Annotated in this window: 8 protein-coding genes; 1 reads left to right on the top strand and 7 read right to left on the bottom strand. The window is 42.8% G+C overall.

The genetic code is table 11. The features are described 5' to 3' along the window. Positions 1-9 precede the first annotated feature (9 nt). Positions 10-3,108, bottom strand: a complete 3,099-nt coding sequence (locus DN53_RS10440) for a SusC/RagA family TonB-linked outer membrane protein (protein WP_129654219.1) — start codon at positions 3,106-3,108, stop codon at positions 10-12. 601 nt (positions 3,109-3,709) lie between these two features. Here DN53_RS10440 and DN53_RS10435 point away from each other — a divergent pair. Beyond that, positions 3,710-4,933, top strand: a complete 1,224-nt coding sequence (locus DN53_RS10435) for an Nramp family divalent metal transporter (protein ID WP_129654218.1) — start codon at positions 3,710-3,712, stop codon at positions 4,931-4,933. Positions 4,934-5,220: 287 nt separating this feature from the next. Here DN53_RS10435 and DN53_RS10430 read toward each other — a convergent pair whose 3' ends face one another. The 6 genes from DN53_RS10430 to DN53_RS10405 all read right to left on the bottom strand — a co-directional run bounded on the left by DN53_RS10430 (position 5,221) and on the right by DN53_RS10405 (position 18,454). Beyond that, positions 5,221-6,048, bottom strand: coding sequence for an N-acetylglucosamine kinase (locus DN53_RS10430; RefSeq protein WP_129654217.1), 828 nt, complete (start codon positions 6,046-6,048; stop codon positions 5,221-5,223). 100 nt (positions 6,049-6,148) lie between these two features. Continuing rightward, a complete protein-coding gene (locus DN53_RS10425) occupies positions 6,149-9,541 on the bottom strand; it encodes a 3-keto-alpha-glucoside-1,2-lyase-like domain-containing protein (RefSeq protein ID WP_165357370.1) in 3,393 nt (1,130 codons plus the stop codon). A 107-nt stretch (positions 9,542-9,648) separates the two neighbouring features. Then, on the bottom strand, positions 9,649-10,923 hold the full coding sequence (locus DN53_RS10420; protein ID WP_242502116.1) for a Gfo/Idh/MocA family oxidoreductase: 1,275 nt from the start codon (positions 10,921-10,923) through the stop codon (positions 9,649-9,651). Between the two features lie 25 nt (positions 10,924-10,948). Next, positions 10,949-13,123 carry a hypothetical protein gene (locus DN53_RS10415; protein WP_129654215.1) on the bottom strand — a complete coding sequence of 725 codons (2,175 nt, stop codon included), beginning with the start codon at positions 13,121-13,123 and terminating at the stop codon, positions 10,949-10,951. A 166-nt stretch (positions 13,124-13,289) separates the two neighbouring features. After that, the gene (locus DN53_RS10410) at positions 13,290-15,050 is read right to left on the bottom strand and encodes a RagB/SusD family nutrient uptake outer membrane protein (RefSeq protein WP_129654214.1); all 1,761 of its coding nucleotides are present in this window, start codon (positions 15,048-15,050) and stop codon (positions 13,290-13,292) included. A gap of 14 nt (positions 15,051-15,064) precedes the next feature. After that, a complete protein-coding gene (locus DN53_RS10405; protein WP_165357369.1) occupies positions 15,065-18,454 on the bottom strand; it encodes a TonB-dependent receptor in 3,390 nt (1,129 codons plus the stop codon). Positions 18,455-18,602 lie beyond the last annotated feature (148 nt).

Below are 18,602 nucleotides of genomic sequence, written 5' to 3'. Positions count from 1 at the left end.
ACTTTTCTTTTAAAATGTTAAATTCAGTCCAACCACCCATTGTTTCATCAAAGGATATGAAACAGCTGCATTCTCTGGATTGTATCCATCAAAACTTGTAAACGTGAAATAGTTTTCAAGGTTGGTATACAGCCTTAACCTGTCTACCTTAAACTTGGACGTCACGTCTTGGGGCAACACATATCCCAACTGCAATGATTTAATCCGGAAATACGATGTATCGTGCAACCAATAGTCACTATACACGGTATTGAGTGCCGACCCCGAAGTACGCAACCTAGGATACACCGTAGATCTATTTTCAGGCGTCCAACGATTTAGAATTTCCTTGCGCTGCAAAAAGCCTTCGTTGATGTTGAATGTATTGAAACCATCATTACCCCAATACTGTTTTACACCTTCGGCTCCCTGGGCCACAACGTTCAGATCAAAGCCTTTGTAGGCTACATTAAAATTGAATCCGTAGGTAACCTTGGGCAATGCGGAATAACTCTTGACCACCCTATCTTGATCGTCAAATATCATATCCCCGTTTGCATCCTTGTAGAGCATATCACCTGGTTCCGGGGTTCCTCCCACATAAGAGCCAAAGGTGTATCCATCCGCAATCAACTGATCGATCTCGGATTGATCCTGAATGATCCTATCAAATTCCAAAAGATAAAAGCTGTTAAAGGCACTGCCTTCCTCTGTTATAGAAGGACCGCTTATGGATTGTTCCCCATTAAACTTGGTCACGTTGTTCTTTACCGTTGAGAGGTTACCCGCAAAATGGTAGCTGAAATCCTGGCCTATGTTTCCTTGATAACCCAGCTGAAATTCAAACCCTTTGTTTTCCATCTCAGCGATATTCTGCCACGGGGGCGAGAAGTTACCCAAAACCAAAGGAATAGGAATCTTGGTCAAGATATCGCTGGTTGTCTTGTCGAAATATTCTGCGGACAAGGTCAATCTTCTGGACAAAAATGCTAGGTCCAACCCAATATTGCTGATTGTAGTGGTCTCCCACTTTAACTTGCTGTTGGCGATTTCCCTTGGACCAACACCCTGCTGGAGCGAACCTCCAAATGGGTATAAGTATGATCCATATACTTCCTGATAGGAATAATCCCCAATCCTGTTGTTCCCGAGTTTTCCCCAAGAACCTCTTATCTTGATCTCATCAAATGTATTCTTCCAGCCGTTGGCAAAAGGTTCTTCCAAAATTCTCCAACCTGCAGAGAATGAAGGGAAGAATCCCCATCTATTGTCATCCGCAAATCTTGAGGAGCCATCATACCTGGCATTGGCCTCCAACAAATACCTTCCTTTGTAGTTGTAGTTCAGCCTTCCAAAATAAGACCTGAGCGCATCATCTGTTCCTGAACCACCGGCCGATTCAAGATTGGTTCCGGCGTCCAATATATAAATGGCATCATCGCCCAGAATATCGTTCTTCTTGGCGTTGAACCTATCCAAACGGTTGTATTGCTGATCAAAGCCCACCAAAGCGGAAACGCTGTGGGTTTCATTAAAGGTTTCATTAAAGCGAAGAAGTGAGCTCACCACGGTGGAGTAGCTTCTTCTGTTCTCATTGAACAAACTGTTTATACTGGGTCTCTTCTGATATTCAAAATCGGTTTGGAAATTCCACAGCGCATAGGGTCGCGCATATTCCCAATCCCTATTGTTTGTATAGTTGAAACCGAAGCTATTTTCCCATTCCAGGTTCTTGAATATGTCCACAATGCCGTAGAATTTCAATCCTAACTGCAATTTTTCATAGTTGCCCCGGGCATTGTCCACATAAGCCCTTGGGTTTGATCCAGCGGGGAGGCCCAAAAACATTTCACCTCCATATCTGCCATCCTCGGAAACCGGTATTACCCCTGGTGTTGTATTCCGGATGCTTGAAAAGAAGCTGCCCACATCTATTGGACCTCTATCGGACCAAGAACCAAAGACATTCCCGCCAATAGTCAAGAAGTCCTTGACCTTAGCATCGGCATTCACCCTAAAGTTATATCGTGTATAATCGGATTTATCTATGATTCCTTCATTCTTCAAATACCCCAATGAAATGGCAAAGTTTCCTTTTTCACCACCGCCACGAACAGATAGGTTGTGCTCGGTAAGTATCGAAGTCTTCAACATCTCATCGTACCAATCCGTGTTCGGGTAAAGTGGGTTTCCACTTGCAGACTCCCTTCTCCATTCCTCGATCAGGGTATTTGGGTATTTCTCCATCCCCTCAGATTCGTTGACCAACTCCATATGGGTAGCCATATCGGTAATAAAATCTATTCTTTTGGCTGCGGATATACGTCCTGTATAACCACTATAAGTAACCTTGAACTCTTCACCCTTACCTCTTTTGGTGGTTACCAGAATAACCCCATTGGCGGCCCGTGATCCATAAATAGCGGCAGATGATGCGTCTTTTAAAACAGATATGCTTTCAACATCGTTAGGATTCACATCATTTAGGTTTCCAGGAACACCATCAATGATCACCAACGGTGAAGCATCGTTCATGGTTCCCCTTCCCCTTACCAATATATTGAAGCCTTCCGCTCCTGGAGTGGCCGAGGTCTGAGAAACATTCAACCCTGAACTCAATCCTACCAAAGCGGATGAAAGGTTCATGTTGGGCCTACTGCTGGTGGATTCATTGAACTCCACCGAAGTAACCGCTCCCGTGAGGTTGGCCTTTTTTTGAGTACCATACCCCACAACAACGACCTCATCCAATTCTTTGGGCGCAAAAGCCAGTACCACTGCGGCGGAGTGCTCCGCTTGTAGCATTTGACTTACAAACCCTATTAAACTGAATTGCAGCACATCGGAGTCCTCTCCAGCTATGGAATACATCCCATTCCCATCGGACAACACCGCTTGTCCCGTGGTTAGGTTAAAGATTTCCACATCTGCAAGAGCAACACCATTAATGTCCGTTATTTTACCGGTTATATTGTTTTGTTGGTGATTTGGCAATACCCCCCTTTCACTTTCCATGGCGTTCAATTCCATTGAAGTCATTGCATGGAAATTCATTACAAGAACAACAAGAAGCCCAATTTTGGCCCTGTTCCACATCTTGCCCTCTTTACCTTTAAAGTGTGTTTTCATTATTTATCATGGTTATAGTTGTAGTTATTTGTCAAACTGAAATTCTGGTCCAAATTGATTACATTTTTTTCTTCATCGTAGTTAGTAGTTGTTTTATGGCCATCTTCGTTCACCTATTGATAAACACGACTCATCTCTCCAGGAACACCCTCGTAGACAGCAATTTCCATGGAAAGCATCCGCTAGTTATCTAAGCCGACACCAATAGCACTAAATTTTTTACCCAAATTTGAGAGTTGATATATAATTATGTATACTAACATATAAATATTTTGTATACAAAAAAAATAAATCTTGATATTTAACAAAAATAGGCCTATAAATCAGGTTATAGATAACTATAAGGACTAAGAACCTTGTATTAAGGCATTTCATTATGAAGACTATATTAGTATAATAATGTATACAATATTAGCAAAACTTCGAATAGATTGTCTACATTTGAAAACAGTCATAACCCAACTGATATTGAAAAAACCCATGCTTATTCAAAACCATCTATAGACTTATTCAATTTTCATGAACTCATTCTTATCATACGGGATTGGAAATGGTCCCCCTAGAAAATATATCAACAGATTTTATACAACCCACAGCAATTATGTCAACATATAAGAAATCATCAAAAGCCAACTGGCTACTTGTTTTAGGCCCAGGAATCATTACAGCGGCCTTGGTCTTCGGTCCAAGCAAAATGACCATTACCTCCAAAATGGGTGCAGATTATGGCAATGCCCTGCTATGGGTAATTGTGGTGGCCATATTCTTTATGATGGTCTTCACTACCATGGGTGCGCGAATAGGTGCCCAAAATACAGAATCATTGCTCACCTTGATTCGAAAGAAATTTGGAAAGCCCGTTTCATTGCTCATCGGGATAGGAATCTTTTTGGTCGCCATATCCTTTCAGGCCGGGAATTCCACCGGTGTGGCCATTTCAATAGCAGAAGCATCCAACACAAGTCCAAAAATTTGGATTGTGACCTTTAACATCATTGGCATTATGCTTTTGTTCTTTAAATCGTTCTATAAGCTATTGGAAAAAATAATGATAACCTTGGTCATACTCATGTTATTGTCCTTTATGGCCACTGCAATATTGATACAACCCAATCTACTTAATGTAGTAAAAGGATTGGCGCCTTCCGTTCCCGTGGGTTCCGTGGGACTCATTGTTGCTTTTACCGCATCCTGTTTTTCCTTGGTTGGGGCTTTCTATCAATCCTATCTGGTCCAAGAACGCAAAAAGTTATCCAAGACCAATGAACCTGATGGTACCGAACGACTGAGCAGTAGAGTAGGTATCATTATATTGGGAGTAATGAGCGCCACGGTTATGATCTGTGCTGCCAACGTTCTTCAACCCCAAGGCATAAAAGTATCCTCTGCCAGCGATATGGGAAAGGCACTGGAGCCTCTTCTTGGTGATTATGCATCTTTCTTGTTCTTAATTGGCCTGTTTGGCAGTTCTTTTTCATCCCTTATTGGGAACGCCGTGCTGGGAGGCTCACTTTTGGGGGATACCCTTGGATACAACAGCAGCTTAAATCATAGGATGGTAAAGGTATTCATATCCATGGTCATGGTGGCAGGATCGGCCATTGCCCTAATTTTTGGAAACCTGCCACTGGAACTCATTGTTTTTGCCCAGAGTATTACCATCTTTTTGGTCCCTTTTATTGGTATCACCATGTACTTAATTGGTAATGACAAAACCATTATGGGGGAAAATGTCAATTCAAAATTCACCAAAATCTGGGGCGCACTTGGACTTCTTTTAATAGTTGGGCTAGCCATAAGCAACCTTATCAATTTAGTAAGCTAGTGTGTTCATTTGGAGAAGCCAGTTAAGACATCATACAACAGTGTTGAGAAAGAATATCAACCCTCTTTCCCAACAACTTTAATCAGATACTGTTGGTCCATGAATTTTGGTCAATAAGCTAAAAACAAATCTTCTTTCAATTCAACCAAAAGATTCATGATGTTGTTTATTGGTATACGCATAAAACAAAAAAGATTGATGATCAGGGATATAGCTTCATGTAATTTTAGGACCTTCTTTTTAAGGAACCGGAAAATTAAAAGAGTACACCACCAAAACTACTTTTTTTATCCCTCTGATAAATACTCTATGGGTTTCCCAATAAAATGGACTGCCTTACAATCAAGTACTTTCGCTTTCTCTCTAAGGAAATCCTGTAAATAAAAGGAAATGGAGCCAATAAAATACAATGGGTATTGCTCCATTTCATACCGATAGGGTCCTAACACGTGCTCAAAGACTTTATCTACACCATCCCGGATCATTGACCGTAGGAAAAGATGGTCGCGATTCTCTATCATAAACTTGGCAAATTTGGCCAGATATGAACTTGGGTTCCCTCCTTGGTACAGCTCATGAAGTATGTCTTTATTGTTCAGATTATGGCTGTCCTCAAATTTCCCCATCAAATCACGGGGCATATAACCGTATGCATAACTACGCAATAGCTCTCTACCAAAATAATTGCCGCTACCTAAATCCATAACCTGATAACCCCAATCGGGTAACCGTTTATGAATCTTGGCGCCATCAAAGAAACAACTATTGGCCCCAGTACCTAAAATGCATACCACGCTGGGCTCACCCTTGGCACATTTTACTGCAATTCCCAAATCGTCTTCTATTCTCACCTGAGCCTCTTTAAAAAATTGGGAAAATACCTGAAACAATCTTTGTTGCGATTCTTCGGATTTACCTCCTGCACAGTAAAACTCCACCTGTAAAATCTCATTTGGAATCTCATTTCTCACCTCTTGGACGAGTAACCCTATGTCCTCATCAGAATGAATCATGGGATTGATTCCATTGGTCCTCTTTTGAAACACCTTTGCGCCGATTCCATCATAAACTCGCCAATCGCACTTGGTAGAGCCACTGTCCGCTATCAATACCATATCCTACGTTTATCCATTAAAGGAAATCATATCTCACAAGGACCTCGATGGCCACGTAGCTAGCCAAGACCAGAACCTTATATTCTTGTGCCCCCCTTTTTTACTTTAATTCCTTGATTCTGATATTTCGGAACCACAGTGCGGAGCCGTGACCCAAAAATGCCATATGCCCACTATTTCTCTGGAGTCCTGGATGTTCTTGACCATCTGCAGTACCGTTTTCCGAAGCTTTTTTAATGTCCTCATCAAGAATGACTTGATCATTCAGAATAATTTTAATATGGTCTCCTTTTACAATGACTTCTTGGGAATTCCATTCGCCAACAGGATTTAAAAATCCTTTTTTGGAAGCAGCTATCCCGTATACCGAGCCGTGATACTGATAGGGCTTTAAATTGGCATAGATCGGTGCAGTGTTGTCCAAAATTTGCAACTCCTTTCCAACATAGGCCACATCGCCCTCCAACGGGGCATGAATACCAAGACCATTGTTGGCTCCGGGGGTCAACTTAAAATCAAAACGAAAAGTAAAATCAGAATACTCGTTGGCGGTATACAGGTTTCCATGACCTCCTCGTTTGGGCTGAACCGCCAGTTCATTGTTCTCAACCAAATAATCCGTTTTATTCCCGATCCAATGGTCCAAATCCTTTCCGTTGAAAAGAGACTGAAATCCTTCTTTTTGTTCCTCAAGGCTTAAAAGTTCATTCCCAGATCGTATCTCACGAACATAAATGTTCCTGAATCCCAAATCTTCTCCATGGGCCTGTAGCTCAATGGCTTCTTTTGCAAAAATGGCCCTTTCCCTATCCCAGTAATTTTCCAAAACAACATTATCGGTAACCAATTTTCCGTTCAAATGGACAGTAACCCGTTCCCCTACCATTTTAATCCTAAATGTGTTCCACTCATTTATGGGGTTGTCTGCCACTACCAAAGGTTTACTGGCATTTTTTTGATTATTGTACAATCCTCCACTTCCAACTTCTGCCCCGACCTTGGTTTGTGCGGTATCCCAGATTTGGACTTGTGGAGTACCCCTCAGATATATTCCACTATCTCCACCATGGGTTATTTTCCAATCCACCAACATCTCAAAATCGCCATAATCTTTTATAGTACAAATATTATTATAACCTTCTCCTTTGAATCCTATGACTCCATCTTTTACATACCAGTCCTTCAACATTTGTGCATTGGCTTTTTCCCGTGCTTTTTTCAGGGCACTTTTGGACATTTTTTGCCTTTTGATTGGATTTTCCACCAGACCTTCCCAACCGGTGAGGTCCTTTCCATTGAATATGGACACGAATCCTTCTTCCTTGGGCATTTTATCCAAAAACTCTTTCGCATCAATTTTGATATACTGACTATCTGGGCCCGATAAGTTCAACATACTCTTTGAAACGGCCTTTCTTACCACATCCCCACGAAGTCCATTATTGACTCCAGGCGTTGGCAAGGCAATATTTACAATGGCATTGGATGCGTCAGAGCCCAAGTTGGGGTCATCCAGATAATCCGAAACAAAAACCAAAGACAAGAATGTCTTTGCCGATTGGGCTGCCTGAATTACTTGCTTTTTCTCCGCTATGGTGTTGCTGTGTGGCATTAACTTGCGTATCAACAACAGTTTTTGGTCATCGGGATAATCCGAGGTGGTAACCTTTTTCAAATACTCGCCAAAGGCCAAATCCCTGATGCCCTTTGGTGAATCGATTATAGCATTGAACATATACGGAAGGCTTTCGTTACCGTCCCACACGGCAAGCGCCTGTATTGCAGCCATTTTGTCTTCACCTTTGTCGGATTGCAATTGTTCCGCTATCAGCGACAATGCTTTATCACCTTTAATTGCAGGAAGGATGGGAATTAATTTGGACTTATCGCCAAAATCCGCAAATGCGTTGTAAACCAAGGAAGATTTTTCTTGCTGGGTGCCATCAAGAACTTTGACAATGGCCTGCTGCACGTAATTAATGTCCTCTATATCTTCTGCCGAGGAGAGTATATCCATCAGTTCCGTTAAGTCATCTTCGGAAGAAACGGATGGTAGTGCCTTATAGATGGCCTTTTGTAAACCAGGATCCGCTTGATCCAACATCTTGGCGATCACATCAAATTGATCTGTTGCATTTCGTTTGGCGAGAACATTGACCAATACGCTCTTCCCTTTCTGATTATACATGTTCTGTAATTCACCGGCAACGAGCGGGGCATCTTCCACACCTACAATTTTCAACAAGGTATTTTCAATACCTGCAAAAGTCGCATCAGTATCGGTGTTTTGTAATGTCTTAAAAAGTAAGGGCAAGGCCATTTCCTTATCTTGAAAAGCCAAAGCTCTAACCCCTGCCAACCTTAAAGATTCATTGTCCGAAAGGATTGCTTTTGAGATACAGTCATCCAACACTTCAGGTTCTTGACGTTGCCGCAACATTTCCAAAAGTTGAATTTTTCCAGTATCTCCTATTTTCTTGTATTGTTTGACCCATTTCAAGACTCCACTGGGTGTAAGGTTCTGGCCGGCTGCTTTTAAAACGCTCCCCCTATAGGCCTCATCATGGTGCTTTGCCTCTTTCAAAAACGTCTTTGTGGCATTTTTTCCTTTGGAAGCGGATAGCAGATTGATGCCCGCCACCCTAAAATTCAGTTGGCTGTCCTGAGTACAGTTTTTCAACAATGACTCGGCTATAGTTTGGGCCAAGGATAAATTTCCTTCATCAACAAGTCTATTACCATAATGGATATAAGCGATAATGCCCCTGTTGTTTCCCAATTGATAATCCTCACTTTGGACTGCTTTGGAAAGAATATCATATGAATCAGGGTTGGCTATTTCCGCCAAGGCCATAAGCGTTTTCTGTTTTAGAAAACTATCCGATTTTGAATCGGACATCACCTCAACCAGAGCTTCTGATGCAGGGGCATAGCGCAAGTGTCCCAATGCTGCAATACATGCCGCTTTCCTATTTCCGTTGTAGGACTGGGTCGTGCTATAAATGGCTTGTGCCGCGTTTGATGTACCTATTGCCGTCAACGTGGCCAAGGCAGGTTTAAATAGTTCTTCGTCCTTAAGGTATTTGGTCAGTAATTCTATACTTACATCACTTCCACAAAACGCCAAACGATCTATGAAAAATGTTTTCACCTCCGTCCCTTCTGCATTGTCCAAGGCAGTTAGCAGTGCTTTTTCGACGCTACTTTCTTTGTGGTTTCCAGCATACACCGCCAAGCTGTGAACAGCATATCTTGCTTGGGTGTCGTCTCCCGTTCCCAGAGGAATGATACGTTTACAGAATTCATGGATTCCCTTGGCATCCAAATCCAACATTTCTTGCATTAACCTGTCCGAATGCTCCAAATCCTCGGTCGGGAATTGTGCCAATATATCCACCACTTTGGTTTCCAAGGTCCGGTTTATCTGCCCAATGGAAGTTTGTAAGGCAAAGAGCAAAAAGAGCGTTGATATAGTATATTTTATCCTTTTCATTTTTTTGTGATTTTTTGACCGATGGAACACGACCTGTTTCGATTGGTTTCCCTCAAATCCCATAGGTACATACTTTTATTCTTCAATTTGGGTATTATGGCGAATGATCAAGTGGCCCATGAAGTACGCATGGGTTGGTCCAGTAATCTATTGGCTTCCGGATCATTCACAAACTCTTGCTTAACGGGATCAAAATCCAAGTCCCTGCCCAGTCGCAATGCCACTACCCCCATATTGACAATAGTTGCCGATCGGTGTCCATTCTCTTCATTCAATGCAAACTTTTGACGGGTTTTAACGGACTCCGAAAATGTAGTTATTTGCTCCTCTGGATCGGGAAGGGTATTGATCAAGCCTTCGATGTTGGGAACAGTGGATTTGAATCCATTGAATATTTTGCCATCAGGCCCCTCAATATAGGCAGCGTTCTTATCACGGTTTTCGCCATCCAATATAATTTGACAGCCATCGGCATAGGTATAGGTTATTCTTCTCCAAGTCCCAATGGCATCATAATGCTGCTGCGGGGCATCCACCTCAACCTTAACTGGACTGGTATGGTCCTTGCCCAAAAAGTATTGAACGGGATCGATATAATGTTGCCCCATATCACCCAATCCGCCTCCGTCGTAATCCCAATACCCTCTAAAAGTGGAATGGACCCTATGCGGATTATAAGGTTTTTCGGGAGCTGGTCCCAACCACATATTATAATCCAAATGCCCGGGTACGGGCTGAGGAGTCAAATTCTCCTTTCCTACCCAGTAGAACTTCCAATTAAACCCGGTAATGCCACTTATGGTTACTTTTAACGGCCATCCCAACACACCACTGTCGACCACTTTTTTAAGTTTTTTAACGGGCGTCCCCATCCCATAGAAGTTACTCTTAAAGCGAAACCAAGTATTCAGCCTAAACATTTTCCCATGCACCTTCATGGCTTCAACAACACGCTTGCCCTCTCCAATGGTCCTGGTCATCGGTTTTTCACACCAGACATCCTTACCTGCCTCTGCCGCCATAATGGACATGAGCCCATGCCAGTGGGGAGGGGTGGCAATATGGATGATATCAATGTCCGGTCTGTCAAGTACTTCCCTAAAATCGCGGTATCCCTTAACATCACCGCTGACTTTCTTGAGGGTATCTGCCAAGTGTTTTGCATCGGCATCACAAATGGCCAACAATTTGGTTCCCTCATAAGTTAAATGGCCTTGGCCCATACCGCCTACACCGATCACCGCTTTGGTAAGTTGATCGCTGGGAGGAATAAAATTTGGACCTCCCAAAACATGTCTTGGTATAATACTGATGCCTGTAGCCGCTATCAAGGATTTTTTGACAAACCCCCTTCTGCTTTTCATTTCTTCTTTCAAGTTCATTCTTATTTTATCTGATTGCTATATCTTATTGTTTTTTTCCAGTTGGAAGCATTTCTTTCTTCAATGCATCATAATGATTGTTTATTTCGGAATTCTTGGTCAGGTCCCAAATGGAAGTATCAAGTTCTCGCAGTGACAACATGGTTGTGATCCATCCTTGCGTCCAGCCACTTTCTATGGCCCATGCTCCCCAACCGGCATCAGCATTGGACCCCCAATGTTCGAACCTTTCAAAGTCGAAGGCCCTCATCCACCCTCCATGAAGCTCTGGATGTTCCGGTGATTTGACCTGTATGCGACAGAGAAACTCGGATAGTTGATCCACTGATTTCTTGATACGGGGATCCTTGAGGGTGTACCAAGCTTCATGCAAACCTACCAAGGCAAAATTGGTGGTATACAGTAGGTCACTGACAGGGTCGCCGTTCTTTGCAATCAAAGAAGCCTCGTGCAATCCATAATCAGCATTACTCTTTGAAGGTGGAAAAACACCTTTTTCAATGCTTCCCAATTCTTCCCTTATGGCGCCGCTATCGTCCTGAAGCTCCAATAATCCATCCAAGGCGGTATAGAGCATTTTTCTATTTTCATCTGTGTTTTCCACACGAACCAACCACGCAAGAGGCAGGAGGATCCTGGCTTTTTCCTGTGCCAGTCCGTTCATCCATTTCCATTTATTGGGATAGCCTTCCATGGTAGTTTTTATTGCCTGTTTAGTGCGCTCCAGAAAAATAGGATCCCCAGTTTTGTCATAGGCCCAAAGGAAACAGGCCCATAGATATGCTTCCATGTGTGGAGAAAGGTTCATAACCTTACCCTCATAATAATGTTGCCAGCCGTTTTCCTGTAATTGTGGTAAATCTATCCTATCGCCCCTAAAACCATTTTTTCCCGTGGTCCGGTGCAATGCGAGCAACATACGCATCAATGTATCATCCTGTTCCGTATTTCCGGTAATTGCCGCAGTGATAATAGCGCCAAGAAAGAGACGGGCATTGTCATCCCCATAATTTGCCTTGTACCACGCATAACTGGAAATGCCCCAAGGTACAAGTCCATAGGCTCCATGGGTTGGATTGCCATACTCCCCTTTCAGTGCAGATGACTCTTTCAAGTAAAACTCCAAAAGGTTATTGGCTATTTCGTAGTTCTCTTCCCTACCAAGTAACTTTCCCGATGCCGCAAATGCACCAGCCACCTCACCTGTGCAATCGCCCCGGAGTACCACCCCGATGGGTTGATTTCCTTTTTCATCAATTCTGGAAAAAACACATTCAAACACCCCATTACTGCCATCCCCATTTGAAATGGTATCACTCCAGTTAATGAATTCGGTTTTTATTTCCTCATTGTGAGTGTTATGTAGAATACCATTATATTTTTCAGGCACAAGCATTTTGGCATTTCTAAACCATTCAACGCCCTTCTCAACGCTTTTTTTCTGATAATCGGAAGGTAATTGCTCGTTGCGGTCATAAGTGGTCTGTATCTTGGGATTCCAGTCCAACTTTTCAATTACAGTACCATCGTCCAATAAAAATTGAAAAATCCTTTTCCATATCCCCTGCCATTCAACTTGCGGGGCGTACCTTCCTTTGATAAAGTTACTTAACCCAGTGGTGGACACCAATCCATCATAATTGTTCAATGGGAACAATAAAGGGTTGTTTTCTTTCGGAACGCCATAAATAGCGCTATCCAGGCCTGCAACCCTTGCAGCCACAATATGGGCATTGGAAACTTGGGTTGGAACATAGGTAAGTCCATTGATGGACAAAATGTCCAAACTGTCTGGCTGGTTTCCAAAAAAAGAGGAGTTTACCACGGCTCGTTCATACTTTGGTGTTTTATTTTTGGGCTGGGTCTTCACCCCGGGAAGTTTATCCGCGAACTCTATATAAAACCTGCTTTTCTTCTCTTTTAAAAGATCAAAAAAATTGTCTGGTACGTTCAGACGTTCATTTGGGTAATCGTCTGCCAAAATAAGTGCCGATTCTCCCTTACCGATACCATCCAATAAATCATCCAAGTTATCATAACGCACTACATCCATATATTCCAACCTTTGGATCACCTTGTACAGATCATTGCCCTCTTCACAGTACACGTGCATTTTCTGAGGAGCTGTATACCATACCAATAGTAAATAGATGATCGCCATAGGCCCAAGGAACATTAATATTTTTAGAACTGATTTCATTTGAAGAGATTGCTTTTTAAGGATGCTGAATGTTGTAAGGGGTAAATGGTGGATTGCTGCGAAACCCATTAGACGAATATAACCAGAATATGATTCATGATTTAGTGTACGGCCTTCCGTAAAAATTGGAAGACCGCAACTAAACCACTTCTTATAAATGCAATGATTAGTATCCCGGGTTTTGTCCCAGGTTTGGGTTTAAGGTAAGCTGATCTACAGGCAATGGCGCCAAGTAATTTTTTGAAGGATCAAAGCCTACCTCCCCTTCGCCAAAGGTTTGTAGCAGAGGAGAAATATAGCCATCAACATTTTCTATCCGTGTGGATACTTCGTCTACATCGTAGGCAGGCTCAAAAGGTCGATCTCTCCATTGTTCCAATTTAGACCCAAGTCGGGGGGCGCGAATCAAATCGGTGGCCGCCCAGCGATACAAGTCATCCCTCCTGAATCCTTCAAAAGCCAACTCCACTCTTCTTTCCCTTCTGATTTCATTCATTAAAGGTGTTAGCCCGGGAAAATTCCAATTGGGATCGGCAAACCCAACAGTCTCATCCAAGTGGGGAACTCCTGCCCTGTCCCTCAATAAGTTGATGGTCCTATCCAACACTTCCTGAGTACAGGTTCCCAACTCTTCATGTGCCTCGGCAGCTATGAGCAATGCCTCTGCATATCTAAACAAAGGAACCGCATTGGACGTATTGTTACCTGAAGCATCTTCTGTTGCTATAAATGGACTGAGCCACTTGTAAATTTGATACCCGGTAGTATTGGGCCATGGATTCAACGTTAAAAAAGGTAGTTGGTATGCATCCACGATACCATTGGATATCTTGATTGGCATTCCCGGAGTGGAGATGGTCATTTTCATACGGGGGTCTCTATTGGTAGTAACCTCTTCCAATGTTTCATCACCCATATATTGTGGACTTATGCCAATGGGCAATCCATCATCACATAGATAAGCATCCACCAAGGATTTTGAAATCCCATGTCCATTTGGTCCTCCGGACGTTCTGATCTGTTGACCCCAATATATCAAATCCAAATCGGCACTGTACTCCCTTGCCAATAGCACTTCAGATATGCTTGAAATCTCTGAACTCGGTGTTGAGAACAACCTCCAATAACTAAAGCCATCTGGGATCTCCGGGTGCGAAAAATCATTATAAAGCGTATATCCGCCCTCCATGACTTCTTCGGCAGCATCCCTAGCTTGGGTAAAAAACCTATTAACATCCCTACCATCGCCTTCAAAAGGGGTTCCTGCATGATATTTCTCCCAAGTACCTTCATAAAGAGCAACCCTTGCCTTAAAGAGAAGTGCAACATCCCTATGGATACGTCCTTCCTGGGTCTGTGATTTTGATGGGAGCTTATCAATGGAACGATCCAACACGGAAAGTATGGAATCGGCAACCACCGATCGGGACAAACGCCCTTCGAAAAGTTCAGGGGAATCCACATCCAAGGTAGTGGACAACCAAGGTAAATCCCCAAACCTTTTCATCAAATCAAAATAAAAGAAGGCTTTAAAAAAGAGAATTTCCCCAAGGTACTTGTCTTGTGCAGATTGTGGCGCTTCGGATACGGAGATATTATCCAAGAAAAAATTGACATTGCGGATATTGCCCCATCCCCAACCTCCGCCAGAAGCCGGAATGGTCTGGGTGCCAAATGCCAATGGATATGAGGTAAATGATGCTGGAACGTCATTATCCGAAGCGGCATCGGATTCCCATGCCCACGCAGCCATGGTTCCTGGCAACGATGTATAAAACTGGTTGGCGTACATTTCCATCTCATTGGCCGAGAATGTAATACCTTGATCGGTAATAGTGTCCTTTGGAATCGTGGTCAATTCATCTTCGCATGATAGCATCGCAACAAAGAGTACGGCCATCATTGTGACTAGTGTATGTTTTTTCATGATCTTGTCCAATTTTAAAATTCAATATTTACACCCATGGTAATTGTTCTAAACAATGGGTATGATTTACCCGGACCATACCATCCATGTAGTCTTTCCGGGTCAAAATTCTCATCAATGGGAGAAAGGGTGAGCAAATTTTCACCACTCACATATACCCTGAGCCTATTAAGTCCCACAGGATCCAGAATAGTATTGGGTAGGGAGTAGCCCAATTGAAGGTTTTTCAACCGTACATAGGAAGCATCTTGTAAATACCTTGTTTGCTGCTGTTGATTTTTTCTGATTTCGCCGGTTGCATATGGCCTTGCAAAATAGGCATCCGTATTTTCAGGGGTCCAATAATCCATTGTGGTCTCGAACACTTGCTGTGTCCAAGAGCCCGTAAGTCCAAAAAATGGAATATCGCCAAGGAAAACCTCTCTTTTGGCAATCCCCTGCCAAAACATATTAAAATCGAATCCTTTCCATTCAAATCGAGAGGTAAATCCAAAGGCGTACCGTGGTGTGGTATTTCCTATTCTTCTTAAATCCCCTGGATCTTCGACAGTGTTCTCTCCCTGGGAGATCACACCATCCCCGTTCAGATCAGTATATTCAATATCTCCAAGATTCCAGTTTCCACCATAGATGTATGTGGTCTGGTCGGCCATATTGTTCAACTGCTCATTGTTTTGGATAATTCCTGCAGTGGTATATCCCCATATTTCACCAATTTCCTTACCTGGGTAATAGCCCCAAATATTATTGGTTGAGCTATTGTATTTGGTAACTTTAGAAAAGTTATCCGACAAATTGAATTGAAGCGAGTAATTAAAGTCCTCGTTAATGACATCGTTCCAACCCAAGGTCAACTCAAATCCCTTGGTCACCATATCGGCATTGTTCGTTACAGGGACCCCCACTCCCAAAATGGAAGGCAGGGCCTCAGCGGGACCGACCATATCCAAAGTCTTTCTTTCAAACCAGTCGAAGCTTAAGCTCAAACGATTCTTCAACATGGTTACATCCAAACCAAAATCCAGTGTGTTGGCGGTTGCCCAGGTCAAATTATTGCTTACCAATCCCGGCGCTGAGATATAGTTCGGGCGCTCCCCATCTATAATATAACCCAAGTTGGTACGTATGGGTACTTGGGCATAAAAAAGGTAATTTGAAATCTGCTGATTTCCGAGCTCCCCATAAGAGGCTCTTAGTTTAAGGGTGTTTATTTCCTCAACCTTGAAAAAGTTCTCCTTGGCTATATTCCAACCTGCGGATACCGATGGGAAAAAGCCCCATTGATTTCCCACAGGAAATTTTGAGGTTCCATCATATCTGGCATTTGCCTCAAACAAATACTTTCCCTTATAATTGTAGTTTACCCGGCCAAAAAAACCAATATTGACCCACTCATCAATCGAATCGGAGGTTTGTCTAATACCCGTTCCCGTATTCAAAGACGGTATGGCATCGGTGACCAAATTGGGAACATAACCCGATATAGCGTTACGGGTGTAATCTTCTCGCTGGCCCCCTAGCAGAATGTTAAAATAATGTCCACCGATAGTTTTATCGTAGGAGGAAAACAACTCCAAACTTTCGTAATCCCTTGATGCATTTGTCTTGCTCACGGCATTGACAGACTGAATATCGTATGGGTTCCCATCCGTATCATGTGCCTGTAAAATTGCCTGATGGGCGTTGACTTCGGTCATTAATTTGGAATACGAGTACCTCGCCGTGGTTTTCCAATCTTTTACGGGCTCAAACTCCACAGTTCCCATCAATTTTAATTCATCTTCCCTAGTCTTGCGTCTTGAACCTTCAAAATATTGGATTTCCGAAGTCCATAAGGGGTATCCATTGGGGTCGTACAACGGCCAATGGGGCTGTCTGGTGTATGCAATATGGAACAAATCCCCCGTTTGGGCCGAATAATCATAAGGCTCATTGGTAAAGCCCCTGTTATACAAAGTCTGGAACTTAAACTTGAGCTTCTCATTCAAATCTGTATTGATATTGGCCAATAGATTGTATCGCTTATAATTATCTTTCCCTATCTCAAAAACCCCATCTTGATCCAGATAACCCAAGGAGATACGGTAATCCGTATTATCACCTCCGCCACTTACCGCAAAATCGTGCTTTTGGCTTACCATGGAATCACTGTAGTACGCATCAAAATAATCCACGTTGGCATTACCCAGTCCATAACTCCATCGTGAAGGATCACCTGGCTCGGGAACCGTGGTCGGAACACTACCTGGGTCTGAAAGGTATCGTCTTATCCTATCCATTTGATCTGGACCAAAAATCGGGTTCATTCCAGAATTGGCCGCAGCTGCGTTCATCGTTTCCGCATAATGCAATGAATTCACTGTTTTTGGAGAAAGCGTCTGGGCATTGTTCGACACGGAGCTGTTGATACTCACTTTGGTTTTCTTTCTGGAACCTTTTTTTGTGGTCACCAAAATGACCCCAAAAGTTGCACGGGCCCCATAAATTGCAGCTGAAGCCGCATCTTTCAATACCGAGATACTTTCAATATCAACCGGATTTAACAGGTTTAGGTCGCCTTGCACACCATCTATGAGAACCAACGGTGCCGCTCCACCATTGATATCACCAAGTCCCCGAATTTGAAAGGCAGAACCTTGGCCGATTCTTCCAGGGGAACCCGGGTTGGTCGTTACGGTGAGATTCGCCACGGTACCCTGTAAAGCTTGACCAGCATTTTGGACAGCCCTATTTTCAAGGACCACACTAGAGGTCTCCCCGACTGCTCCTGTCAGGTTTTCTTTCTTCTGTACCCCATATCCCACAACAACCACTTCATCCAGTTTACTGGTATTTTCTTCCATGGTTACTGTAATAACATCGGTGGTAACTTCAACACGCTGTGTGATCATCCCCATGTAGGAAAATACAAGGACATCTCCTTTTTCCGCTTCTATGGAATACTCGCCATCAAAGTCGGTCTGGGTTCCGGTAGTTGTTCCATCCACCAAAACATTGACCCCGGGCAATGGATTCCCGTCAATGTCCTTAACAGACCCCGAAACCATTTGTTGGTAATCATTGGCATCTGTATTTTTTGGGGGGTTGGCCCCATCTCCTTTGGACAAAGAACGCTTGAGTATGATTTGTTTCTTGAAAACCTCATAGGTTATAGGGGTTTTTAAGAACAATTCTTCCAAGATTTTGGAGATCCGTTTATTTTTTACATTGATGGAGACCTTCTTGGCATATTCAATTTCGTTAACGTTGTACAAAAACTTGAACTGTGTGTTCGACTCTATTTCCCTCAATACTTTTTCAACACTGACATTCTCTAAATGCAAAGTGATCTTGGTGTTCTGGGCATATGAATTTGCCTGAACCTGAAAAAGGGAAATGATAAAAAGATAGACTGCTAGTTTCATTTTAAGGTCTAACTTCAAGTATAAGGGGGGCATGCCCCTCAACATCGAAAGGATTTTCATATCTTTGTTCTGTATTAAGATGATTTAACATTTGGTTTAAATCACTCTTTTATCCAATCGGGGAATGTGTCCGCATTTTCCGATTTTT

The sequence above is a fragment of the Flagellimonas olearia genome, from assembly GCF_004150225.1.
Lineage (GTDB): Bacteria > Bacteroidota > Bacteroidia > Flavobacteriales > Flavobacteriaceae > Flagellimonas > Flagellimonas olearia.
The sequence above is the reverse complement of the archived record's forward strand: the minus strand, read 5'-3'. Positions and strand labels throughout refer to the sequence as shown.

Bases quoted from the DNA above. Each gene is read 5' to 3' on its own strand.
- DN53_RS10440 (WP_129654219.1), bottom strand. From the start codon at position 3,108: ATGAAAACACACTTTAAAGGTAAAGAGGGCAAGATGTGGAACAGGGCC.
- DN53_RS10435 (WP_129654218.1), top strand. From the start codon at position 3,710: ATGTCAACATATAAGAAATCATCAAAAGCCAACTGGCTACTTGTTTTA.
- DN53_RS10430 (WP_129654217.1), bottom strand. From the start codon at position 6,048: ATGGTATTGATAGCGGACAGTGGCTCTACCAAGTGCGATTGGCGAGTT.
- DN53_RS10425 (WP_165357370.1), bottom strand. From the start codon at position 9,541: ATGAAAAGGATAAAATATACTATATCAACGCTCTTTTTGCTCTTTGCC.
- DN53_RS10420 (WP_242502116.1), bottom strand. From the start codon at position 10,923: ATGAACTTGAAAGAAGAAATGAAAAGCAGAAGGGGGTTTGTCAAAAAA.
- DN53_RS10415 (WP_129654215.1), bottom strand. From the start codon at position 13,123: ATGAAATCAGTTCTAAAAATATTAATGTTCCTTGGGCCTATGGCGATC.
- DN53_RS10410 (WP_129654214.1), bottom strand. From the start codon at position 15,050: ATGAAAAAACATACACTAGTCACAATGATGGCCGTACTCTTTGTTGCG.
- DN53_RS10405 (WP_165357369.1), bottom strand. From the start codon at position 18,454: ATGAAACTAGCAGTCTATCTTTTTATCATTTCCCTTTTTCAGGTTCAG.